Origin of the sequence: Bacteroides pyogenes DSM 20611 = JCM 6294 (assembly GCF_000428105.1) — a bacterium.
GTDB lineage: Bacteria > Bacteroidota > Bacteroidia > Bacteroidales > Bacteroidaceae > Bacteroides > Bacteroides pyogenes.
In genome coordinates this window covers 25,849-46,857 of sequence record NZ_ATZH01000025.1, presented here as the reverse complement: position 1 = coordinate 46,857, position 21,009 = coordinate 25,849, and the positions used below count along the sequence as shown (strand labels likewise).

Here is a 21,009-nt window from a genome sequence, read left to right as displayed (position 1 = left end):
CATGAAACAGGCAATCATACGAAATATCTGCGACAGGCATCCCGAAGCTACCCCGACACAACGCATCACAGAAAATAAAGTCGTTGCTCTCCGATGCCACAAGCAACCGGGCGTTGTTATAGCACGCTTCAGCGCAAAGGACAAAACGCTTCGGCGTCAAACCAATGGCCATCCGGGCATCGAGCCCGGATGGCGGTTCGCGAAGAACAAAATCATTCAGATACTCTGCATTATCTGTTGCTTCATCCTGCCCATCGGTTGCATCGGAGAAGACAAGTATGCGGACGACCCTATGGGCAACTTCGAACAGCTATGGAAGATAATCGACGAGCATTATTGCTTTCTCGACGAGAAAGGAATCGACTGGGATGCCGTGCATACCCAATATAGGAAGATGATTATACCTCAGATGACGCATGAAGACTTATTCACGAAACTCAGCGAAATGCTCGCCGTACTGAAAGACGGGCATGTCAACCTCAGCTCATCGAGCCGCACGTCTTTCTACGATGCTTACTATCAAGACTATCCCTGGAATTTTCGGGAGGACATTCTTTATCAGCACTATCTGGGAAAAGCCAGTAGCGACTACCGGACGGCTGCGGGACTGAAATACAAGATTTTCGACAATAACATCGGCTATATCCGCTACGGGAGCTTCAACTCTGGAGTCGGCAACGGGAATCTGGACGAAGCACTTTCTTATCTATCCGTCTGCAACGGACTCATTATCGATGTTCGCGATAATGGCGGCGGTGAACTTACCAACTCCACACGTATTGCAGCACGGTTCACCAATGAGAAAGTACTGACCGGATATATTCGCCACAAAACCGGACCGGGGCATAGCGACTTCTCCGAACCCAAGCCCATCTATCTGGAACCTTCGAACAGCATACGGTGGCAAAAGAAAGTTGTGTTGTTGACAAACAGAAGATGTTATAGCGCCACCAACGACTTCGTGAATGCAATGCGAAGCATAGAGAGCGGAAAGATCATACAGTTAGGCGACCGGACCGGTGGCGGATCGGGACTCCCTTTCAGTTCCGAACTGCCTAACGGATGGAGCATCCGTTTCTCCGCGTGCCCTCACTACGATAAGAACATGCAGTCGATTGAAGACGGGATTGCTCCGCACATTACCGTCCACATGCTCCCCGAAGATGAACTGAAAAATAAAGACACGCTGATTGAGGAGGCTTTCAAGGTGTTAAGTCAGTAGACTGCCCATCGGCAGGATCGCTGCAAGCCCTGCAAGGTAATAAATGAGATGTAACGGCTTGCGATATCGGTATGCAACGAAACCTGCAAGGTAATAAAATTATTGGTATCCGATAAAACTTTTCGAAAGCATAAAAAGGTTTGTTTAAGCCTGTAAATCGGCTCCTTTGGAGTCTTTTTCGTTTTAGTAAGCCCCCCTTTTTCTTTCACGGAGTCGGCTTGCCGACAACCCTTTTGCATCATCTCATTGTCGGCTAACTTGTTTCTCTCTGGGATTTAGCGTGGCTTGCCGACACCCCTTTTGCATCATCGTGCCCGGCAGCCCTTCATCAAGGGAAATACTCAACTTTATCCCTGTTTTATTTGCCGGATTAGAAATTATATCTATCTTTGCACCGCTAAACGAAAGCGACACATGCGGATGTGGCGTAATTGGTAGCCGCGCCAGACTTAGGATCTGGTGTCGAGAGACGTGTAGGTTCGAGTCCTATCATCCGCACAAACATTTTTGGAATACAAAATTAACGCAGATTCACGCAAAGCTATCATCTTATGTTGCGCGAATCTGCGTTAATCGCATGTTGACGACATCTCAAATTACAATTACTCGACTTTCCAATCAAACCCGCACATGAAACATCAACTCTGCTGCATCGGACACATTACTTTAGACAAAGTAGTCACTCCCGCAAGCACCGTATATATGCCTGGCGGAACAGCATTTTACTGCTCGTACGCCGTCAGTCTCTTCAAAAATATCGACTACACTTTGGTCACATCCATAGGAGATACTGAAATGAAGGTAGTGGACAAACTGCGTGAAGCCGGTATCCCGACCATTGTGCTCCCCAGCAAGAAGTCGGTCTACTTTGAGAATATATACGGAGAAAACCCTGATGACCGCACGCAGCGAGTACTGGCAAAAGCCGACCCTTTCAGCATGGACAAACTGCAAAATATCGACGCTCGGATTTACCACTTAGGGACTTTGCTCGCCGACGACTTCCCGTCGGATGTAATTAAAGAGCTTTCAAGAAAAGGTTTGGTATCCGCAGACTCTCAAGGATATCTTCGAGAGGTGCGCGACACCCATGTATATGCGGTAGACTGGGCAAACAAGCGGGAAGCTTTGCAGCATATCCATTTCTTAAAGGTGAACGAGCATGAAATGGAAGTCCTTACCGGATTCTCCGACCCGAAAAAGGCTGCACGCCAACTCTACAACTGGGGAGTGAAAGAAGTATTGGTGACCTTGGGCAGTTTCGGATCTGTCATCTTCGACGGTAACAATTTCTACCGTATTCCCGCCTATAAGCCGCGAAAGATAGTAGATGCCACCGGATGCGGCGACACTTATACCATCGGATATTTATATCAACGAGTGTCAGGAGCAGGTATTGAGGAAGCAGGACATTTTGCAGCAGCCATGTCGACCCTTAAAATCGAGAAATCCGGTCCTTTCTGCGGAACGGAAGAAGATGTGATTCGTTGCATAAACACGGCGGAAGTCACAAATAAGCTTGCATAAGCTGTAACATATTCCGACAGCTGATTTATAACGGTATTGCATTGGTAGAAAAGTTTATACACACAGAAAGCTCCCCCTAAGTTAACAATTTATTCTGAGCTATATATTTTAGCATAAATTGGCAAATGTAATTGAACAATTATAACAATAAACAGAAAGCCACAAACAATCTCTTCGAAAAAGAAACACCAATTAACTTATTTTTACTATTTATATTCAAAAAAAGGAAAAATAATATATATATTGCCAACCGTTTTATTTTTTGAAGGCAACCGAAGCAAGCATACCTTTAAAAATAAAGGTCGGCAATCAGCAATAAAGCCTATTTAAAAAGTGAGAAAAAATAACAATATTTGTTTCACATCTTTATAAAAAAGTTTATGAGAAAAAAAATCATGCTGTTAACAGCCTGTCTTCTTTGGGGAATAGGCTGGGTTGTAGCCCAAACTCATACAGTTACGGGCAATGTAGTTTCTGAAGAGGATGGACAACCGATTATTGGCGCTTCCATATTGGTAAAAGGAACAAAAATCGGTGGCATCACAGATATTGACGGAAACTTCAAATTAGTCAACGTTCCTCAAACTTCCAAAATCCTTCAAGTATCTTATGTAGGCATGAAAACACAGGAAGTCGCCATCAAGCCCAATTTGAAAATCAGGATGAAAAGTGATAGCGAGTTGCTCGAAGAGGTTGTAGTCACAGGGATGGTAGCTACAGACAAACGTCTTTTTACCGGTGCCACCGACAAACTTTCTGCCGATCAAATAAAAGTAGACGGTATGGCAGATATCAGCCGGGGCTTAGAAGGACGTTCTGCCGGCGTATCCATACAAAATATATCTGGTACGTTCGGTACAGCCCCCAAAATCCGTGTACGCGGAGCAACCTCTATTTTCGGTAACTCCAAACCTTTATGGGTAGTAGACGGTGTCATTCAAGATAATATCGTCGATGTAGGCGCAGACGCCCTCTCATCGGGTGACGCCATTACCCTCATCAGTTCCGCAATTGCCGGATTAAATCCGGACGACATCGAAAGTTTCCAAATATTGAAAGATGGATCGGCTACTTCTATATACGGCGCTAAAGCCATGGCAGGCGTAATCGTAATTACTACTAAAAAAGGAAAGCAAGGAACAAGCAGTTTCTCTTATACCGGTGAATTCACTACCCGCCTCAAGCCAACTTACAATACTTTCAATATCATGAATTCTCAAGATCAAATGAGCATTTATGATGAAATGCAAAAGAAAGGATGGCTCAATTTCGCTACAGTTTATCGCACCGCCAACAGCGGAGTATACGGGAAAATGTACCAATTGACTCACCACTATGATCCTTTGACCGGTCAATTCGGTTTGGAGAATACACAAGAAGCAAGAGATCTTTATTTGCAAAATGCCGAAAAAAGAAACACAGACTGGTTTGACTTGCTTTTCAGCAATAATATCATGATGAATCACTCAGTCAGCATGTCTACCGGTAACGAAAAGTCCTCATCGTATATTTCTCTTAGTGCCATGAACGATCCGGGATGGATGAAACAAAGTAGCGTGCAACGTTATACGGCAAATTTAAACAGTACATACAACATCACTAAAAGACTTGCATTTACTGCCATTGCCAATGCGTCATATCGTAAACAAAAAGCTCCGGGTACAGTTGGACAAAGCAATGACGCCGTTACTGGACATGTCTCCCGTTCATTTGACATTAATCCTTATTCATACGCGCTCAACACTTCACGTACACTTCATCCGTACACTTATTACATGCGCAACTTTGCAGACTTCAATATATTCAACGAACTGGAGAACAACAACATCAACCTGAACATTGCCGATATAAAGTTCCAGGGCGAGTTTAAATGGAAACATCGTAGTGGATTAAAAATCAGCTTCTTAGGAGCACTAAAATACTCTTCGGTAACACAAGACCATCAAATAAAAGATAATTCCAATCAGGCGTTGGCATACAGAGCGATGGGCGATGCGACGATTATCAATAGCAACCACTGGCTCTACAAAGATCCCGACAAACCGAACACACTGCCCAATACGATTTTACCCAAAGGAGGTTTCTACAACAAAAGTGAATATCGCATGTTGAGCTATGACTTCCGATTAGCAGCAACGTTCAACAAAGAGTTTAACGAAACGCACATTATCAACACCTATGCAGGCGCGGAATTGAATTCTCAAGATCGAACCAGCGACTGGTTTGACGGTTGGGGAATGCAATACAACAACGGTGAACTTCCTTTCTTCGATTATCTGGCATTTAAACGCATGCGTGAACAAAACAGTGACTATTTCGGTCTATCTAATACCACAAATCGCCAATTGGCATTTTTCGCCACAGGCACTTACTCTTATAAAGGAAAATATACAGCGACCGGAACTATTCGCTACGAAGGAACAAACCGTTTAGGAAAATCCCGAAGCGCACGCTGGTTGCCCACGTGGAATATAGCCACAGCTTGGAACATACATGAAGAATCATTTTTCAAAGAATGGGAACCTACTATATCGCATCTTACGTTGAAAGCCTCCTACAGTCTAACGGCCGACGCAGGTCCGGCATGGGTCACCAATTCTCGCGTAGTAATTAATAGCTATAATCCATGGCGTCCTTCAGCCAGCGTAGCAGAATCCGGTTTACGAATAGACGATTTGGAAAATTCCGACCTTACCTATGAAAAGAAACACGAACTGAATGTAGGTATAGATATGGGCTTACTTGACAATCGTATCAATATAGCCGCGGATTGGTATCGACGTAATAATTTCGACCTTATCGGATGGGCTACGACACAAGGTGCCGGAGGACAAGTAAATCGCATGGGCAACGTTGCCACAATGCGCTCACATGGTTTTGAGTTCACACTCTCTACCAAAAACATTAAGACACCTGATTTCCAATGGAACACTGATTTCATCTTCGGATATAGTAAAACCAAAGTAACCGATTTGAAAACACAATCGTTCATGTTCTCTCTTATTTCAGGGAACGGATTTACACAAGAAGGGTATCCGCACCGAGCTTTATTCTCTATTCCTTTTGCCGGGCTCGATCACTCGGGGTTTCCGACCTTTTATATTTCAGACAGAAAAGGAGAACAGATTCTCGTAAATCCATCGAATTACGGAAGCATAAACTTTCAAGAGAGAGAAAATCTGAATTTCTTAAAATATGAAGGTCCGACCGATCCTACCATAACCGGAAGCTTAGGTAACCTTTTCAGCTACAAGAACTGGAAACTAAATGTGTTCGTAACTTACTCAGCAGGGAATAAAGTGCGTTTAGACCCGGTATTTAGTTATCGATACAACGACCTTGACGCTACTCCAAAAGAGTTCAAAAACCGCTGGACAGTAAAAGGAGACGAGAAAAAGACAGACATACCGGTTATCGCTTCCACTCGGGATGATCAACAGATTTCTAATCTCAACTTGGCGTACAATGCTTACAATTATTCAAGCGCCCGTATTGCCGATGGCGGATTTGTGCGTATGAAAGAAATCTCTTTAACTTACACACTACCCAATAATATACTAAAAATTAAATCATTAAAATCAGCTTCCATTAAAGTGCAAGGCACTAACTTGTTCCTTATCTATTCGGACAAGAAGCTAAATGGACAAGACCCTGAATTTTTTCGTTCGGGCGGTGTTTCAGCTCCCGTCCCGAAGCAGTTTACTGCAACACTGCGCTTAGGATTTTAAATACGCACATTTAAAATAAACAATTATGAAAAAAATAACAAAACATATACTTATATTTGTCAGTGGCTTAATCAATTTAACCGCTTGCGACTCTTTTTTGGATGTAGTTCCTGATAAAAGAACCGAAATCGATACAAATCAAAAAGTAAGCGAGTTGTTAGTATCCGCATATCCAAATGTAGATCCTATGATGATTTATGAACATCGCACAGATAATGCGATGGACAACGGGATACAATACGGAACGGGTGACAGAATGTTAACCGAAAACTATTTTTGGAGAGATGTTAGTCCCAACGGGTGGGACGATCCCGAGCAACTTTGGATTAGTTGTTATAAAGCAATAGCAACAACCAACCAAGCCTTGGAAGGTATTCGCGAAATAGGAGAAAGCAAAGAGAATGCTCCTTTTAAAGGAGAAGCATTATTATGCAGAGCGTATGCCCACTTCTTGCTTGCCAATACTTTTTGCCAACCATACAACGCCCTTACAGCTTCAAAAGATTTAGGCATACCCTACGTAACAGAACCGGAAAAGAAAATAGGCAAAACCTACGAACGAGGAACCGTACAAACAGTGTACGAAAACATTGCTAATGACATTGAAGAAGGTTACCCGCTTATCAATGATAATGCTTATGCCATCCCGTTGTATCATTTCAACAAACGGGCAGCAGCAGCTTTTGCTACACGATTCTATTTATTCTACGGTAAATATAAAGAGGCTTTGAAATATGCCAGCCAAGCCATTCCTGAAGACCCTTCGGCTTCATTACGCAACATCAAAGAATATACGATGTTAGCACAAGCAAGCGAATGGAGAGACCGCTTTATCAGTAAGGATGAACCCGCCAACTTGCTTCTGATACCTCTGCGCTCTCTATGGGGAAGAACCTATGCAAGCCGCCGATACGGCAATTCCGACATACTGACATCCCTTGCCACTTATCGTTCAAAAGGTCCTTGGGGGGACATACTGGAAGATTTTAATTTGTTATTCGGAGCGTCAGGATACCCTGTGAAGTTCCAACCTAAATACAATGAAATATTCGAAATAACCAATCAAACCAGCCAAACAGGACAGCCTCATACTGTACAAATGGCTTTTACCGTAGACGAAACGCTGCTTTGCCGAGCGGAGATTTATACACTGTTGAAGCAATATGACAAAGCAGCGCAAGACCTCTCATATTGGTACATCAAAAAAGGTGGCAGTGGAACCGACTGGCAGACGATTGTTCAGTTCTATACTGCCAGAGAAGCGGCAGACAATGAAGCGATACAAAAGAAAGAATTACATCCCATGCTCGCATTGGTTAAGCCGTTTAACGCAGCTTTCGAAATAGAAACCGGCACACAGGAGAAAATGTTACAAGGAGTTCTGCATGCCCGTCGTATCGAAACTATGTACAGCGGTTTGCGCTGGCTCGACATTCGCAGGTATGGTATTGAAGTCATACACAATGTAGACGGAGAAGTAGAAAATCAGATAACGCTACCTGCAGGAGATTTAAGACGTGTAATACAAATACCACAGTCTGTAACAACCGCAGGAATGATGCCTAACCCTACAAAATAAAAAATGTAAATAAATAAAAAAAAAAGAAATACTGTTATGAAAACAATAAAATACATTCTTTTAAGCAGTTTCTTAGCTGTAGGTTTCTTGTCGGCTTGCAACGATGATGATATCGACAGTTCAAAAAGTATTTTTAATAGAAGCGCCACACCTAAAAACGTGTTCGACGCATGGCTATACAAGAATTACATAAAGTCTTATAATATCGACTATAAATATCGCATGGAAGATATTGAAATCGACTTTAGCAAGAATCTGGCTCCGGCAGAGCTGGAAAAAAGTATGAAATTGGCCAAAATTATAAAACATGTCTGGTTAGAAGCCTATGTAGAAGCGGCCGGTCCGGACTTCATGAAAAAACATGCGCCTGCCATCCTGCAAATCATCGGCTCGGCATCATGGAATGAAGGAGGTACCATTACGCTCGGCACAGCCGAAGGAGGACTTAAAATCACTCTATACATGACCAACTGGCTAAACCCCAAAGATATAGGTAAGATGAACGAGTATTTCTTCAAAACAATGCACCATGAGTTTACACACATCTTACAGCAAGATATCAACTATCCGCAGGAGTACAACCTCATCAGTGCCGAAGATTACCGTCCGTCGGGATGGCAGAACAGAAGCCTCAAACAAGCAAGCCAATTGGGCTTCATCACTCCTTATGCGGGAAGCATGGCAGTAGAAGATATCACAGAAATAACATGCTGCTACGTGACCTACACACAAGAAGAATGGGATACAGTGCTACAAATGGCCGGGGAGAGCGGTCGCAAAAAGCTGGAACAAAAAACTGCAATTATGAAGAAATACATGCAGGAGGTATGGAAAATAGATATGGACAACTTAAAGAAGATTGTACACCGGCGCATGAATGAAGTAATACAGATGAGCCTCATGGAACCTGAGTGGGAGGCACTGCTTTCACCCGGCATTTCAGATCCAAAAGCCGCGGCAGCTTTACAACTGCTCAAACAGCAATTGAAAGCCGACTATCCGGAAGCATTGGATAAAATGAACAAGCACAAGGATTGTTGCCAAATCCACAATGCCAATTTAATCAATCTATTAGAAGAACCCGAAAAATAAAAAAGCTATGAAGAAAAGTTTATATACAATTACGCTTTTTATATGGGCTGCATGCTTGCTTAGTTCATGTAAAAATGAAGTTGAAGACTATTTCGATAAGACAGCTTCAGAACGTATGGAGCAAGAAATAGTCAAATACAGAGAACTGTTGATAAAACCTCAACACGGATGGGTCATGGAGTACTACCCCGGCGGTATGGATCAGACCTTTGGAGGATACGCACTAACAGTGTCTTTCACAGCCAACGGTTATGCTGTCTTCCGTTCAGTTCTGGAAGATGATGTAAATAATTCGGTGTCAAGCTTCTATGCACTGAACAAAGATATGGGTGCGACTCTTAATTTTGATACTTACAATGAAATTTTCCACTATTTCTCTAATCCTGATATAGGTGATGGAGGTGGAGAAGGAAAAGGACTCCTCGGAGACTATGAATTCATCCTCGATTCGGGAACAGAAAGCGAAATTATAATGACCGGCAAAAAGCACAAATCTACCATCCGCATGCATGCATTGCAAGAACCTGCTACCGAATATCTGAGAAAAGCAAAAGCCCGAATGAATAGTTATTTGATAATTCCTGCCGTAAGCGGACTAAAGGGAACTTTTGCCGGAGAACCGGCAGAAGCCGAATTTATCACCAGCCAATCGTACATTCTGACTCAGGGAGAAGAATCTACTACATTTTCATTCATGTTCACGGATAAAGGAACAAAACTTTATGCTCCCATCGAATTGAACGGGAAAAAAATAGAAAATCTCTCTTGGGATGAACAAAAACGTGCTTTCACCACTCCTGACGGGCAAACAAACTTAGCGTTGGTATATGACCCGAAAGGTCTCAGAGAAGATCAGCTATTGGGCAACTATGTATTCCATTACGGAAATGATAAGCAGATCGATGTTTCTATCAAAAAAACAAACAGCGGAGGCATTATTATGGAAGGCTTACCTTTCACTGTAAAACTCAGCTACAACGCACGTAAAGGAGCCTTGGAACTAAACGCACAACAACTTCGTTCAAATCCTGACGTAAGACTTGCCATCTGGGCATTAAAAGACGGCGGTAGCCTTACTTGGGAAGCAGGATATGGTTTAGTGACGGAATGGAATGAGAAAGAAGGAGACGAATTTACACTGAAATGGGTAGACAATGGTTACACTTGGTTTAGAGATGGAAAAAGAATTTACGCAGACAGTTTCATCTTATGGGAAGTAGGGAAAGGTGTATATAATGGTTATGGAGATTCTCGCTTCTACGATTTATTCTTAACAAAAAAATAGGAGACAGAAATATGAATAAGAAACTCTCTTTATTCTACGTACTATTGGCGCAAGCATTGTTGTTTTGCGCATGTTCTTCCGATAGTGATTTCGAAGAAAAGCAGCCCTCGTTTCACGTAGTTAAAACGACAGCCGATATGAGCCACACCGGAGGAAAGGGAACCATCGAGCTTGATACGGAAGGGGTAAAAGCCACATCCAACGAGTCTTGGCTGAAAACTGTCGTAAACGGCAAAGCTATAGAGTTGACTTTCGAGCCCAACGACAGCTACAACTCACGTACGGCAACTGTAACCTTAAAGCATGCCGACGATGAGCAGACCGTTTCTTTCATACAGATGGGCATTATCTCCGAAGTAGATGTATATGATCATACATATCCTTATACCGGAGGAGAAAAAAGCTTTTTATGGAAAACAGACCAGCCGTTTGAAATTCAAGGGATGCAAGAATGGATATCTTACGAAGTCAAAGGCGACTCGATCGTTTTCAACATTGAGGGAATAAGCGAACTGGACAGCGGAAGAAAGTGTGAAATGCACATCACATCAGGAAAGTATTACAGCAAAACTGTCACTTTTACACAAGACGAAGCACCCTTATCCTATCAAATGTTACTCGGCAATTATACATTAGAGTATAAAAAATGGAAAGGAATAGCAGTAGAAACAATTGACGTGTCTTTCGTAGAAAAAGAGAAAGATAAGTCAATTACGATGAAAGGTCTTGACTTTGACATCACGGTTTTATACAAAGCAGACCTGCCGGGTATAGCTATTAAATCGCAACCCGTATCAAACGATATTTGGTTGGCAGCCTGGCAAGGCGGATATAACGGAGGCGGGCTTTGGCCTAATTCAAAATTCGGATTGGTAAGCCAGTGGAACAAAGACAAACGCAACATTGAACTCACAATGATACCCGATGGCGTTACAGACAGTAGTTGGACAGATAGCGAGGGAAATTTGGTTATTGTACATGCATTTATCTTATGGACTAACAGTGGCGAATACAAAGCGGAAAAAACAAGCCGCTTGGTAGATCTCAAATTTATTAAGAAAGCAGAATAACCCCAACACCTAAAAGCGGGGAATTTTGAGTTCTCGCCTTATGTAACAACAAAGTAAGGACTGTCTCCAACTTCTTGTCAGACAGCCCTTACTTTTTTCGCTATGACAGCTAAAGCTGCAAAATTTACCGGACTTTAAACGGGCATCCAATAATCACACACTTAATCATTTTTCATAGGCAGTTACAGTCCCGTAATCAGCCGCCGGCAGAGTCATTACGGATAAGTTCCAGTAACCTTTCCACCGCATGCTCTTCAGGGATATTCTTCTCCACGCACGTTTTGCCTTTATACAGGCTGATCTTTCCCCGTCCGGCTCCCACATAGCCGTAGTCGGCATCCGCCATTTCGCCGGGACCGTTGACAATGCACCCCATGATGCCGATCTTCACGCCCACCAGATGGGAAGTAGCGGCTTTGACACGCGCAATCGTTTTTTCCAGATCGTACAGCGTCCGTCCGCAACCCGGACAGGAGATATATTCCGTTTTCGAAGTACGTACACGCCCTGCCTGCAAGATTCCGAAAGCCGTAGCGTCAATCACCGCATGGCTCAGCTCTCCCTGATTAAGCAGAAAGATACCGTCGCACAAGCCGTCGAGGATGAGAGCGCCCATATCGGCAGCAGCCTTTATCTGGAGGTCTTCCGCACAGTTCTCGGCATAATGCTGGAAGAAAACCACCGGATTCTCCAGGCCTTCGGTCATGAGTTGATGCACCAGCGCACGATGTTCGCCCAAGCGGTTGGGATGGTTGCTTTGAGAAATCACCACTGCCTCGGGATGTGCCTTCAGGCAGGCTATTACTTCGTCCGTCTGCGCCATATAGGGCATAAACAGGAATTTCAGTTCGGCTTCGCACCCGCCCATCAGCGGCAGTTGCGCATGGTTGAAGGCCGGCCATGTTCCCGCTTCGCCTGTCCAGACATCCGCATCGAGAATATATTCCACTCCTGCCTCCCGGGTTTCGGGCAAAGCTCTTCCGGCATAGATGTAGTCGGGCGTGAATTGCGGATTCGTCTCCATCTTCCCGTCCAAGCGGTCGGCTATGACAACGGGAAGATGGCTTCCTCCGATATTCCGCACCGCACGGGTTTTCCTGCGCGAGGGCTCGAGGTAATTGAAGCCGGGCGCCTCTACTCCCGGAACGAAAGGGTGATTTTGTTTCAGCAGCACATAGTCTACCAACTTACGCGCCACCGGTATCTCGGCCTCGGGCGCCTCGCTCAAAGACACCCGTATCGTATCTCCCAGTCCGTCGTTCAATAACGCGCCTATTCCCAAAGCCGACTTGATACGCCCGTCTTCTCCGTCTCCTGCCTCGGTCACTCCCAGATGCAGGGGGAAAGCCATCCCCTCCTGCTCCATCACCGCAGCGAGCAAACGAACCGTACGTACCATCACCACCGTGTTCGAGGCTTTTATGGAGATAACGACGTTCAGAAACTGCTCTTCCACGCAGACACGCAGGAATTCCATGCAAGAGGCCACCATTCCTTCGGGCGTATCGCCATAGCGGGACATGATGCGATCGGAAAGCGAACCGTGGTTCACCCCGATACGGATGGCAGTATGATTCTCTTTGCATATATTCAGAAAAGGCACAAAGCGGTCGCGTATCTTTTGCACTTCGGCGGCATACTCTTCGTCGGTGTATTCCAGCTTCTTGAAGGTACGCGCCGCATCCACGTAATTACCCGGATTGATCCGCACCTTTTCGGCATATTGCGCCGCCACATCCGCCACCTTAGGATTAAAATGCACATCCGCCACCAACGGAACCATATACCCCCGGCTGCGCAAACCGATGTTGATATTCATCAGGTTCTCGGCTTCTTTCACGCCCTGAGTGGTCAGCCGCACATACTCTCCGCCCGCATCTGCGATACGTTTTGCCTGCTCCACGCAAGCCTCCGTATCTTGCGTGGATGTATTCGTCATCGACTGAATACGGATAGGGTTGGAACCACCCAAAGGCACGGCCCCCACATTCACTTCTAAGCTCTCTCTCCGAAAATAATTAAACAGATCCACTTCGTTTCGATATTTTTTCATTAGTGTGCCCGGAAACAGGGCAAAATCACATCCGCAAACCCACCTGCAAGGCTTCGTTCAAGCATTGGAGTTTTGGCATGAGTAAGAATTTATATATGCTTTATTTTGATCAACTATGTAGTTTAATGTTTTTAGTTGACCACTTTGTAAGAATTCATATATGCTTTATTTTGATCGGCCGCTTGCCTTAATTGGTCTTGTACTGATACTTCACCTCCTTCAGCTCTTCGTTGGCTTTCACTATCTTCTTCTTCAGGCCTTCTTTATAGGCCGTAAAAGCCTCAGCCAAAGAAGAATCGCTCAAGGCCAATATCTGAACGGCCAGAATAGCCGCATTCATAGCTCCGTTGATGGCAACGGTGGCCACCGGAATACCGGGAGGCATCTGGACGATAGAGTGAAGCGCGTCTACTCCGTCAAGCACCGATCCTTTCACTGGCACTCCGATGACGGGCAGCGTCGTGTTGGCGGCAATCACGCCGGGCAAAGCAGCAGCCATTCCGGCGGCGGCAATAATCACCCGGACACCTCGCGAGCGGGCATTCTTGGCAAACTCTTCCACAGCTTCTGGCGTACGGTGCGCCGAAAGAGCGTTCATTTCGAACGGAACACGCATATCGTTCAGCAGTTGCGCCGCCTTCTCCATCACCGGGAGGTCGGACGTGCTGCCCATGATAATACTTACAACAGGGGTCATTTTGGTCAATGTTTAGTTATAAATGTTTAGTTATAAATGTTCAGTTATATTGGTTACAAGCGTTATTCTCAGTCATAAAAGCAATCGTTGACCGGCAACGCTATAAGAAGCGACCGACAGTTAGCGATGACAAAAACAAGCCCATGCCGCCACATCATCGCTAACCACCGGCCGCTACGATACTAACCGTTGATTACCGCCTTGTAACCCTCGGCATCCAGCAAACCTTCCACATCTTTCAAGTCGGCGGGTTTCAGTTTAATCAGCCAGCCTTCGCCGTAAGGATCTTTGTTCACCAGTTCCGGATTTTCTTCCAGCGCTTCGTTCTGCTCGAGCACTTCGCCCGCTACGGGCAGGAAAAGATCGGATACCGTTTTCACCACCTCGATAGAGCCGAACACTTCGTTAGCTTCCAGCGTTTCTCCTACAGTCGGAATATCAACGAATACGATATCGCCCAGTTGCTCCTGCGCATAGTCCGTAATACCTACATAAGCAATGTCTCCTTCTACGCGAATCCACTCGTGTTCGCTCGTGTACTTCAAATTCTGTGGAAAATTCATAATAGTTAGTTTTTTTAGGGTTTATACTGTTAGTAATTAAAATAAGAATATACGAAAAAATACATTGTAGAGCGGATGAAGCACCAATATGGCGGAGAGCAAACCCACTACAAAGCCCGCAAGCACTTCGGCGATGGTATGATGCCCCAGTATGATGCGTGCCGAGCCCAACACTCCGGCAATCAGGATAAACAGGCAGAGCCAGATGACCGGATTGTACCCAAACAACGCGCTGAACGACACCAGCCCGCCGATGATTCCTCCCGCACCCGCCATGTGCTCGCTCAGTTTCCACCTCAGATTCGCGATGACACAGACCACAGAAACCAGCAAAGAGGCGAGAATTACCCCCGTCATATACCAGGGCAGGTTGCTCTTGCGCATAATCAACAGACAGAACACATAAGATATGATTGTCAGCATAATAGGCACATAGCGTTTTTTACGTTCACTCAACTCCTGACGGTCGAAACCGTTGATCTTGCGAAACAAAAAAATTGTAAGCATGGGAGTGAGTATCGTAAAACAATAGACAATGCCAAGCACAATCACTTTGAACTTCATCGGCATGATGCGCAAATACGAAAACAGGAACAACGCCAACAACGACAGGAACGGAATCGAAAAGGGGGTGAACACCATCGAAATCACACGTGCCGCCTTCAACATCGTTCTATCGGCTATAATATGCTCTCTTTCCACATTCATCGGTATCAAACATTACTATGATATATGGTTTTATACATTACATTCTGCTTATTTCCTCAGCCTCGCCACCGGTATATTCATCTGCTGCCTGTATTTGGCTACCGTGCGGCGGGCGATGGGATAGCCTTTTTCTTTCAGCATCTCCGCCAGTTCATCGTCTGTAAGCGGCTTTTTCTTGTCTTCGGCATCGATACACTCTTTCAACGCTTTGCGTATTTCGCGCACCGACATCTCCTCTCCGTCTTCGGTGGTATATCCGTCGCTGAAGAAAAATTTCAGAGGATAAATCCCGAAATTGGTCTGCGCGTATTTGCTGTTGCTTACGCGCGAGATAGTGGATATATCCAGATTGGTACGCTCCGCCACATCTTTCAGGATCATAGGTTTCAGCAGCGACTCGTCGCCATCCATGAAGAAAGGGCGTTGCAAATCGACAATGGCCTGCATGGTAGTCATCAGCGTGTTCTGCCTTTGCTTCACCGCGTCGATAAATCCCTGCGCCGCATCCATTTTCTGCTTCAGGAACATCATGGCCTCTTTCGACTCTTTCGATTGGTTGGCACGGTTTTTCGTATGCTCTTCCACCATTTCGGTAAAATCCCGGCTCATGCGGAGCTCCGGCACGTTGCGGTTGTTGAGGCTGATATTGATGGTTCCGTCGTCATACGCCTCCACCAGAAAGTCGGGCACGATTTGCTGGTAGTTCCGCCCGATGGTTTCGCCCAGCGAAGCTCCCGGACGCGGATTGAGCCTCGTAATTTCTGCAATCGCTTCGTTAAAAACCGCCTCATCCACGTTCAGCTTCCTGATTATCCTGTCCCAATGCTTCTTGGTGAACTCCTCGTAGCATTCGGATATGATGCGCTCTTCCAAATCAAGCAGCAGACCGGCGCTTTCTTCTTCCGCCTGCCTACGGCGGATCTGTATCAGCAGGCACTCCTGAAGCGTACGCGCTCCGAGCCCTGCGGGATCGAAATCCTGCAACACTCCCAACGCCTCCTCCAGTTCCTCTTCGGTACACTCCACACCGACGTAGATGGCCAGTTCGTCGCAGATGCTCTCCAGAGACTTGCGCAGCAACCCGTCGTCATCGAGCGAGCCGATGAGATACTCCACCAATTCGCGCTGATGCTCCGTCAGGTTGCGCTCACGCAGCTGTTCTTTCAGTATTTCGTAGAAAGAGGTGGCTTCGGAAAAAGGTATATCTTCCGCCTGCTCCCCTTTCGAGCGGTTGTTCTCCTGCAATTTATAGTCGGGTATGTCGTCCTCCCTCAGATAGTCGTCCAGAGAGTCGTACTCATTCGCCCCGTCGTCTCCGGTCTCCTCCGATTCGGCAGCGGAATACTCATCGGCAGGAGTTTCCTCCCGCCCCTCCTCAAGCGCAGGATTCTCCAAAAGCTCGGCATGGATACGGTCTTCCAGCTCCAATGCGGGAAGCTCCAGCAACTTCACCACCAGAATCTGCTGGGGCGAAAGCGTCTGTATCTGTTGTTGTGCCTGAGTTTGTATCTGACGTGAACCTTGTGCCATAACGTATTCTTGCTTTTTCTACTGTTTACCGCTACAAAAGTAGCTTTTTAACCAGAGATAAACCAGATTAGAATGAATATTTTTAATCCTATAACACAAAAATCTTTATCTTTGCCCTACGAACTTCTAAATTAAGAAATTATGTTTGCTAAAGAAACGTACGTGCAGCGCAGAGCCTTGCTGAAAAAGAAATTAGGCTCCGGAGTATTGTTATTTCTCGGAAACGACGAGTGCGGGTTGAACTACGAAGACAACACCTTCCGTTACCGTCAGGATTCTACATTCCTGTATTACTTCGGGCTTTCGGGCGCGGGGCTTTCAGCCATCATAGATATTGACGCGGATAGAGAAATCATTTTCGGCGACGAGCTTTCCATCGACGCCATCGTATGGATGGGAGCACAACCCACCCTGCACGAGAAATGCGAACGCGTCGGCATGAAAGAGGTGATGCCTTCTGCGGATATTGTAAGCTACCTGCACCAATGCGTGCAAAAGGGGAAAACGGTTCATTACCTGCCCCCCTACCGTGCGGAGCACAAGCTGAAGCTGATGGATTGGCTCGGCATCCCGCCCGCCCGTCAGGAAGGTTCGGTACCGTTCATACGCGCCATCGTGGCTCAACGGAACTATAAATCGGACGAAGAGATAGCCGAAATAGAAAAAGCCTGCAACGTGACCGCCGACATGCACATCGCCGCCACAAAATTCCTTCGCCCCGGCATGTACGAGTACGAGGTAGTGGCAGAGATGAACCGGGTGGCGCAAGCCAACAACTGCGAGCTTTCGTTCGCCACCATCGCCACCATCAACGGGCAAACGCTGCACAACCACTACCACGGCAACAAAGTGAAACCGGGCGATCTGTTCCTGATCGATGCCGGAGCGGAAGTGGAATCGGGCTATGCCGGCGACATGTCGTCTACCATTCCCGCCGACAAGAAGTTTACTGCCCGCCAACGGGAAGTGTACGAGATACAGAATGCCATGCACCTCGAATCGGTGAAGGCGTTGCGTCCGGGCATCCCCTACATGGAAGTGTACGAACTCGCCGCCCGCATTCTGGTAGACGGCATGAAAGAGCTCGGACTGATGAAAGGCAATACCGACGATGCCGTGCGCGAAGGCGCCCATGCCCTTCTCTTCCCTCACGGGCTGGGGCACATGATGGGGCTCGACGTTCACGACATGGAGAATCTCGGCGAATTGTGGGTAGGCTACAACGGGCAACCCAAGAGCACGCAGTTCGGCAGGAAGTCGCAGCGCCTTGCCATCCCGCTGGAGGATAGGTTCGTAATCACCGTAGAGCCGGGCATCTACTTCATCCCCGAGCTGATAGACCGTTGGAAAGCGGAAAAGAAATTCACCGATTTCATCAACTACGAGAAAGTAGAAGCGTACAAGGACTTCGGAGGCATACGCAACGAGGAGGACTACCTGATTACCGCTACCGGTTCGCGGCGGTTGGGCAAGAAAATTCCTCTGACTCCCGATGAAGTGGAAGCGTTGAGATAAAGCGCGCCATGCGCAGCAGGGCATCGGTGCAGACGGGCGGCGTCCATCGGGCATCCGCCCTTGCCCGCAAGCCTGCACAGGGAAAAAGCAGCTGCATTGCAGAGTGGTGTTTTCGTTTGTGTTGGTATTCGTGTTTCTGTTTTGCATATCCATATCCGGCTCATTACGCTGATTGACGATGCAAATATAACCGATACTTTGCACTTTATCCCCCGTTTTCTCCCTGTTGTTCTTAATCAAATTATTAATCTCCTCCTTCTCTCTCCTCCTCACCCTTCTTTTTCCGGAGGAGGAAAAAGGAGGAGGTTTTTTGTGCTATGCTATGCTGTGCTATGCTATGCTATGTGTACCTGATGTAACATTTTCGGGCTTAATTGTTACATTAATTCCCCTACAAGTGAAAATGCGGCGACGGAGAAGCTAGTTAAAAATACGGACAATTTGGGCTCTGGGAAAAGTATATGCCACGCGCTGTATATAATAGGGCTACCCCGATAAGCATATATAGCCACCGTGATAGGCATATATGGCTACCGTGATAAGCATATATGGCCACCACGGTGAGTATATATAGCTACCGCAGTGAGTATATATAGCTACCGCGGTGAGTATATATAGACAGCACACCGGGCATATATGAACGATACACCCAAGCAATCTTGCGTATAGAACCACGCATTCGCTACCTGCCACAACGAGAGATATCGAGATGCAAGAAAAGAAAAATTTTAATATTTAAAGCTGCTTCCTCCCAAAAATTCACGCAGCAATGAGGTCGGCGGAATTTCCTTATCTTTCACGGGAGTAAAATACGAGATAAATTTCAACAACCGGTAGGCCTCGCTGTATTCCGGACAGTTGCGCGGAACTCCCATCAAAATGGGTTCGGCATGGAGACGCAACACGGCAAATTCGAAAAGCAAAGCGGAATTGAACATCACATCGGCATTCTCCTGATAAGGGAATATCCATTTATCCTCTCCGGCACGCACGCTCGGCCAGCGCGAAATGGTTTCACGGGCGGAATAGCCCCGGTAATTGAAATCCCGGATAATGCGCCGTAGCAATCGGTTGTCCGTGGTAGGAATCCAGTTGTGATCGTCGAGCGAAATGGTAGTCAACGCCGAAACATATATTTTAAATTTCTTCTTTTCGTCGATATGCGCCGTCAACTCAGGATTCAAGGCATGAATGCCCTCCAGAATCAGAATCGTGTTTTCTCCGATTTTCAACTTATCGCCCGTATACTCTTTCTTTCCCAATGCAAAGTTAAAACGGGGCAGTTCCACTTCTTCTCCGCTGAGCAAAGCTTCCAACTGACGATTGAACAAATCAAGATCGAGCGCATAAAGCGACTCGTAATCATAATTGCCGTTTTCATCCAATGGAGTCTGTTCGCGATCAACAAAATAATCGTCGAGTGAAATGGAGTAAGGCTTCAGGCCGTTCGTCATCAACTGAATCGAAAGGCGCTTGCTGAACGTTGTTTTTCCCGATGAAGACGGACCGGAAATCAGAACCAGCTTCACCCGTCCGCCGTTTTCCCCCCGGTTGAAAATGGTATCCGCAATCTGAGCGATTTTCTTTTCCTGCAAGGCTTCCGTTACGTTAATAAGATCGGTAGCATAACCTTTTTTACAAGCCAGATTCACATCGCCCGCATTATTCAATCCCATGATATAACTCCAGTTCAAATACTCCTTAAAAACATCCAGCATTTTTTCCTGCTTCACCACCTCTTCGAGCATTTCCGGATTTTGCTTGTTAGGAATTCTCAACAATAATCCATCGTAATATTTCACAAGGTCGAACACTTTCAGATACCCGGTGCTTGGAACCAGATTACCATAATAATAATCGATCGTATCGCCCAACGTATAATAGTAGGTATAAAGCGAACCGGAAGTTTCGAGCACCCTCACCTTATCCTTCATCCCGCGTTCGCCGAAAACACGCACCGCCTCCGCTGTCTGGCATTCGATGCGATGGTACGGGATATCTTCCTCTACGATTTCGCGCATGCGCTTCTTGATTTTGTTCACATCTTCCAGGGTTATGGGACGACCAATCCGGAGATTGCAAAAATACCCTTTCGACACCGGATGCTCCACGTACAGCTTTCCTTGCGGAAAAATCTCGGTGATGGCTTTGAACAACACAAAGCAAAGTGAGCGAACGTAGGTACGCATACCTGACGAATCTCTGACATCAAGAAACTCCACATCCTTATTGTTATAAACTCTGAATTTAAGTCCTTCGGAGCGATTGTTTACCTTGGCACTTACTACCTGATAAGGAAAATTAAGATTAAAACCGCGATAAATATCCAAAAGTGAGCTCCCGATAGGGAAATCTTTATAATTATTATTATTTTTGCAACAAATTCGTACCATCTGTGTCATAGACATCCTTTTTAAGTGTGAATGATGATGGGACTAAT

General features: G+C 45.9%; 14 protein-coding genes and 1 tRNA gene. 9 read left to right on the top strand and 6 right to left on the bottom strand.

All coding sequences use genetic code 11. From position 1 onward, the window contains the following. Position 1: 1 nt before the first annotated feature. From C234_RS0107265 to C234_RS0107230, 8 genes are all read left to right on the top strand, one after another. Entirely contained in the window at positions 2-1,222 is a 1,221-nt protein-coding gene (locus C234_RS0107265; protein ID WP_428829120.1) for a S41 family peptidase, read from the top strand. Between the two features lie 416 nt (positions 1,223-1,638). Continuing rightward, a tRNA-Leu gene (locus tag C234_RS0107260) sits at positions 1,639-1,720 on the top strand. Positions 1,721-1,852: 132 nt separating this feature from the next. Further along, entirely contained in the window at positions 1,853-2,749 is an 897-nt protein-coding gene (locus C234_RS0107255; RefSeq protein WP_027325208.1) for a carbohydrate kinase family protein, read from the top strand. Between the two features lie 380 nt (positions 2,750-3,129). After that, on the top strand, positions 3,130-6,477 hold the full coding sequence (locus C234_RS0107250) for a SusC/RagA family TonB-linked outer membrane protein (protein WP_027325207.1): 3,348 nt from the start codon (positions 3,130-3,132) through the stop codon (positions 6,475-6,477). Positions 6,478-6,502: 25 nt separating this feature from the next. Continuing rightward, on the top strand, positions 6,503-8,056 hold the full coding sequence (locus C234_RS0107245; RefSeq protein WP_027325206.1) for a RagB/SusD family nutrient uptake outer membrane protein: 1,554 nt from the start codon (positions 6,503-6,505) through the stop codon (positions 8,054-8,056). Positions 8,057-8,092: 36 nt separating this feature from the next. After that, a complete protein-coding gene (locus tag C234_RS16085; protein ID WP_051290193.1) occupies positions 8,093-9,148 on the top strand; it encodes a zinc-binding metallopeptidase in 1,056 nt (351 codons plus the stop codon). Between the two features lie 7 nt (positions 9,149-9,155). Further along, on the top strand, positions 9,156-10,433 hold the full coding sequence (locus C234_RS16780; RefSeq protein ID WP_027325205.1) for a DUF4302 domain-containing protein: 1,278 nt from the start codon (positions 9,156-9,158) through the stop codon (positions 10,431-10,433). An 11-nt stretch (positions 10,434-10,444) separates the two neighbouring features. Further along, entirely contained in the window at positions 10,445-11,503 is a 1,059-nt protein-coding gene (locus tag C234_RS0107230) for a BACON domain-containing protein (RefSeq protein WP_027325204.1), read from the top strand. Between the two features lie 196 nt (positions 11,504-11,699). Here the strand turns inward: C234_RS0107230 and C234_RS0107225 are convergent, their stop codons facing one another. The 5 genes from C234_RS0107225 to rpoN all read right to left on the bottom strand — a co-directional run bounded on the left by C234_RS0107225 (position 11,700) and on the right by rpoN (position 17,054). After that, positions 11,700-13,535: a 4-hydroxy-3-methylbut-2-en-1-yl diphosphate synthase gene (locus C234_RS0107225; protein WP_027325203.1), complete on the bottom strand. Its 1,836-nt coding sequence runs from the start codon at positions 13,533-13,535 to the stop codon at positions 11,700-11,702. Positions 13,536-13,743: 208 nt separating this feature from the next. Next, on the bottom strand, positions 13,744-14,253 hold the full coding sequence (gene purE / locus C234_RS0107220; RefSeq protein ID WP_027325202.1) for a 5-(carboxyamino)imidazole ribonucleotide mutase: 510 nt from the start codon (positions 14,251-14,253) through the stop codon (positions 13,744-13,746). Positions 14,254-14,435: 182 nt separating this feature from the next. After that, positions 14,436-14,816 (bottom strand): glycine cleavage system protein GcvH, encoded by a 381-nt coding sequence (gene gcvH / locus C234_RS0107215; protein WP_027325201.1) that lies wholly within the window; start codon positions 14,814-14,816, stop codon positions 14,436-14,438. 36 nt (positions 14,817-14,852) lie between these two features. After that, positions 14,853-15,524 (bottom strand): phosphatase PAP2 family protein, encoded by a 672-nt coding sequence (locus C234_RS0107210; RefSeq protein ID WP_027325200.1) that lies wholly within the window; start codon positions 15,522-15,524, stop codon positions 14,853-14,855. Positions 15,525-15,572: 48 nt separating this feature from the next. Then, entirely contained in the window at positions 15,573-17,054 is a 1,482-nt protein-coding gene (rpoN, locus tag C234_RS0107205; protein ID WP_027325199.1) for an RNA polymerase factor sigma-54, read from the bottom strand. A 141-nt stretch (positions 17,055-17,195) separates the two neighbouring features. Here rpoN and C234_RS0107200 point away from each other — a divergent pair, with 141 nt between their 5' ends. Then, positions 17,196-18,569, top strand: a complete 1,374-nt coding sequence (locus C234_RS0107200) for an aminopeptidase P family protein (RefSeq protein WP_027325198.1) — start codon at positions 17,196-17,198, stop codon at positions 18,567-18,569. 728 nt (positions 18,570-19,297) lie between these two features. Here C234_RS0107200 and C234_RS0107195 read toward each other — a convergent pair. Next, positions 19,298-20,971 (bottom strand): nucleoside kinase, encoded by a 1,674-nt coding sequence (locus C234_RS0107195; protein WP_027325197.1) that lies wholly within the window; start codon positions 20,969-20,971, stop codon positions 19,298-19,300. Between the last annotated feature and the right edge of the window lie 38 nt (positions 20,972-21,009).

Coding starts and splice junctions, on each gene's coding strand:
- C234_RS0107265 (WP_428829120.1), top strand. CDS start 2: ATGAAACAGGCAATCATACGAAATATCTGCGACAGGCATCCCGAAGCT.
- C234_RS0107255 (WP_027325208.1), top strand. CDS start 1,853: ATGAAACATCAACTCTGCTGCATCGGACACATTACTTTAGACAAAGTA.
- C234_RS0107250 (WP_027325207.1), top strand. CDS start 3,130: ATGAGAAAAAAAATCATGCTGTTAACAGCCTGTCTTCTTTGGGGAATA.
- C234_RS0107245 (WP_027325206.1), top strand. CDS start 6,503: ATGAAAAAAATAACAAAACATATACTTATATTTGTCAGTGGCTTAATC.
- C234_RS16085 (WP_051290193.1), top strand. CDS start 8,093: ATGAAAACAATAAAATACATTCTTTTAAGCAGTTTCTTAGCTGTAGGT.
- C234_RS16780 (WP_027325205.1), top strand. CDS start 9,156: ATGAAGAAAAGTTTATATACAATTACGCTTTTTATATGGGCTGCATGC.
- C234_RS0107230 (WP_027325204.1), top strand. CDS start 10,445: ATGAATAAGAAACTCTCTTTATTCTACGTACTATTGGCGCAAGCATTG.
- purE (WP_027325202.1), bottom strand. CDS start 14,253: ATGACCCCTGTTGTAAGTATTATCATGGGCAGCACGTCCGACCTCCCG.
- gcvH (WP_027325201.1), bottom strand. CDS start 14,816: ATGAATTTTCCACAGAATTTGAAGTACACGAGCGAACACGAGTGGATT.
- C234_RS0107210 (WP_027325200.1), bottom strand. CDS start 15,524: ATGAATGTGGAAAGAGAGCATATTATAGCCGATAGAACGATGTTGAAG.
- rpoN (WP_027325199.1), bottom strand. CDS start 17,054: ATGGCACAAGGTTCACGTCAGATACAAACTCAGGCACAACAACAGATA.
- C234_RS0107200 (WP_027325198.1), top strand. CDS start 17,196: ATGTTTGCTAAAGAAACGTACGTGCAGCGCAGAGCCTTGCTGAAAAAG.
- C234_RS0107195 (WP_027325197.1), bottom strand. CDS start 20,971: ATGACACAGATGGTACGAATTTGTTGCAAAAATAATAATAATTATAAA.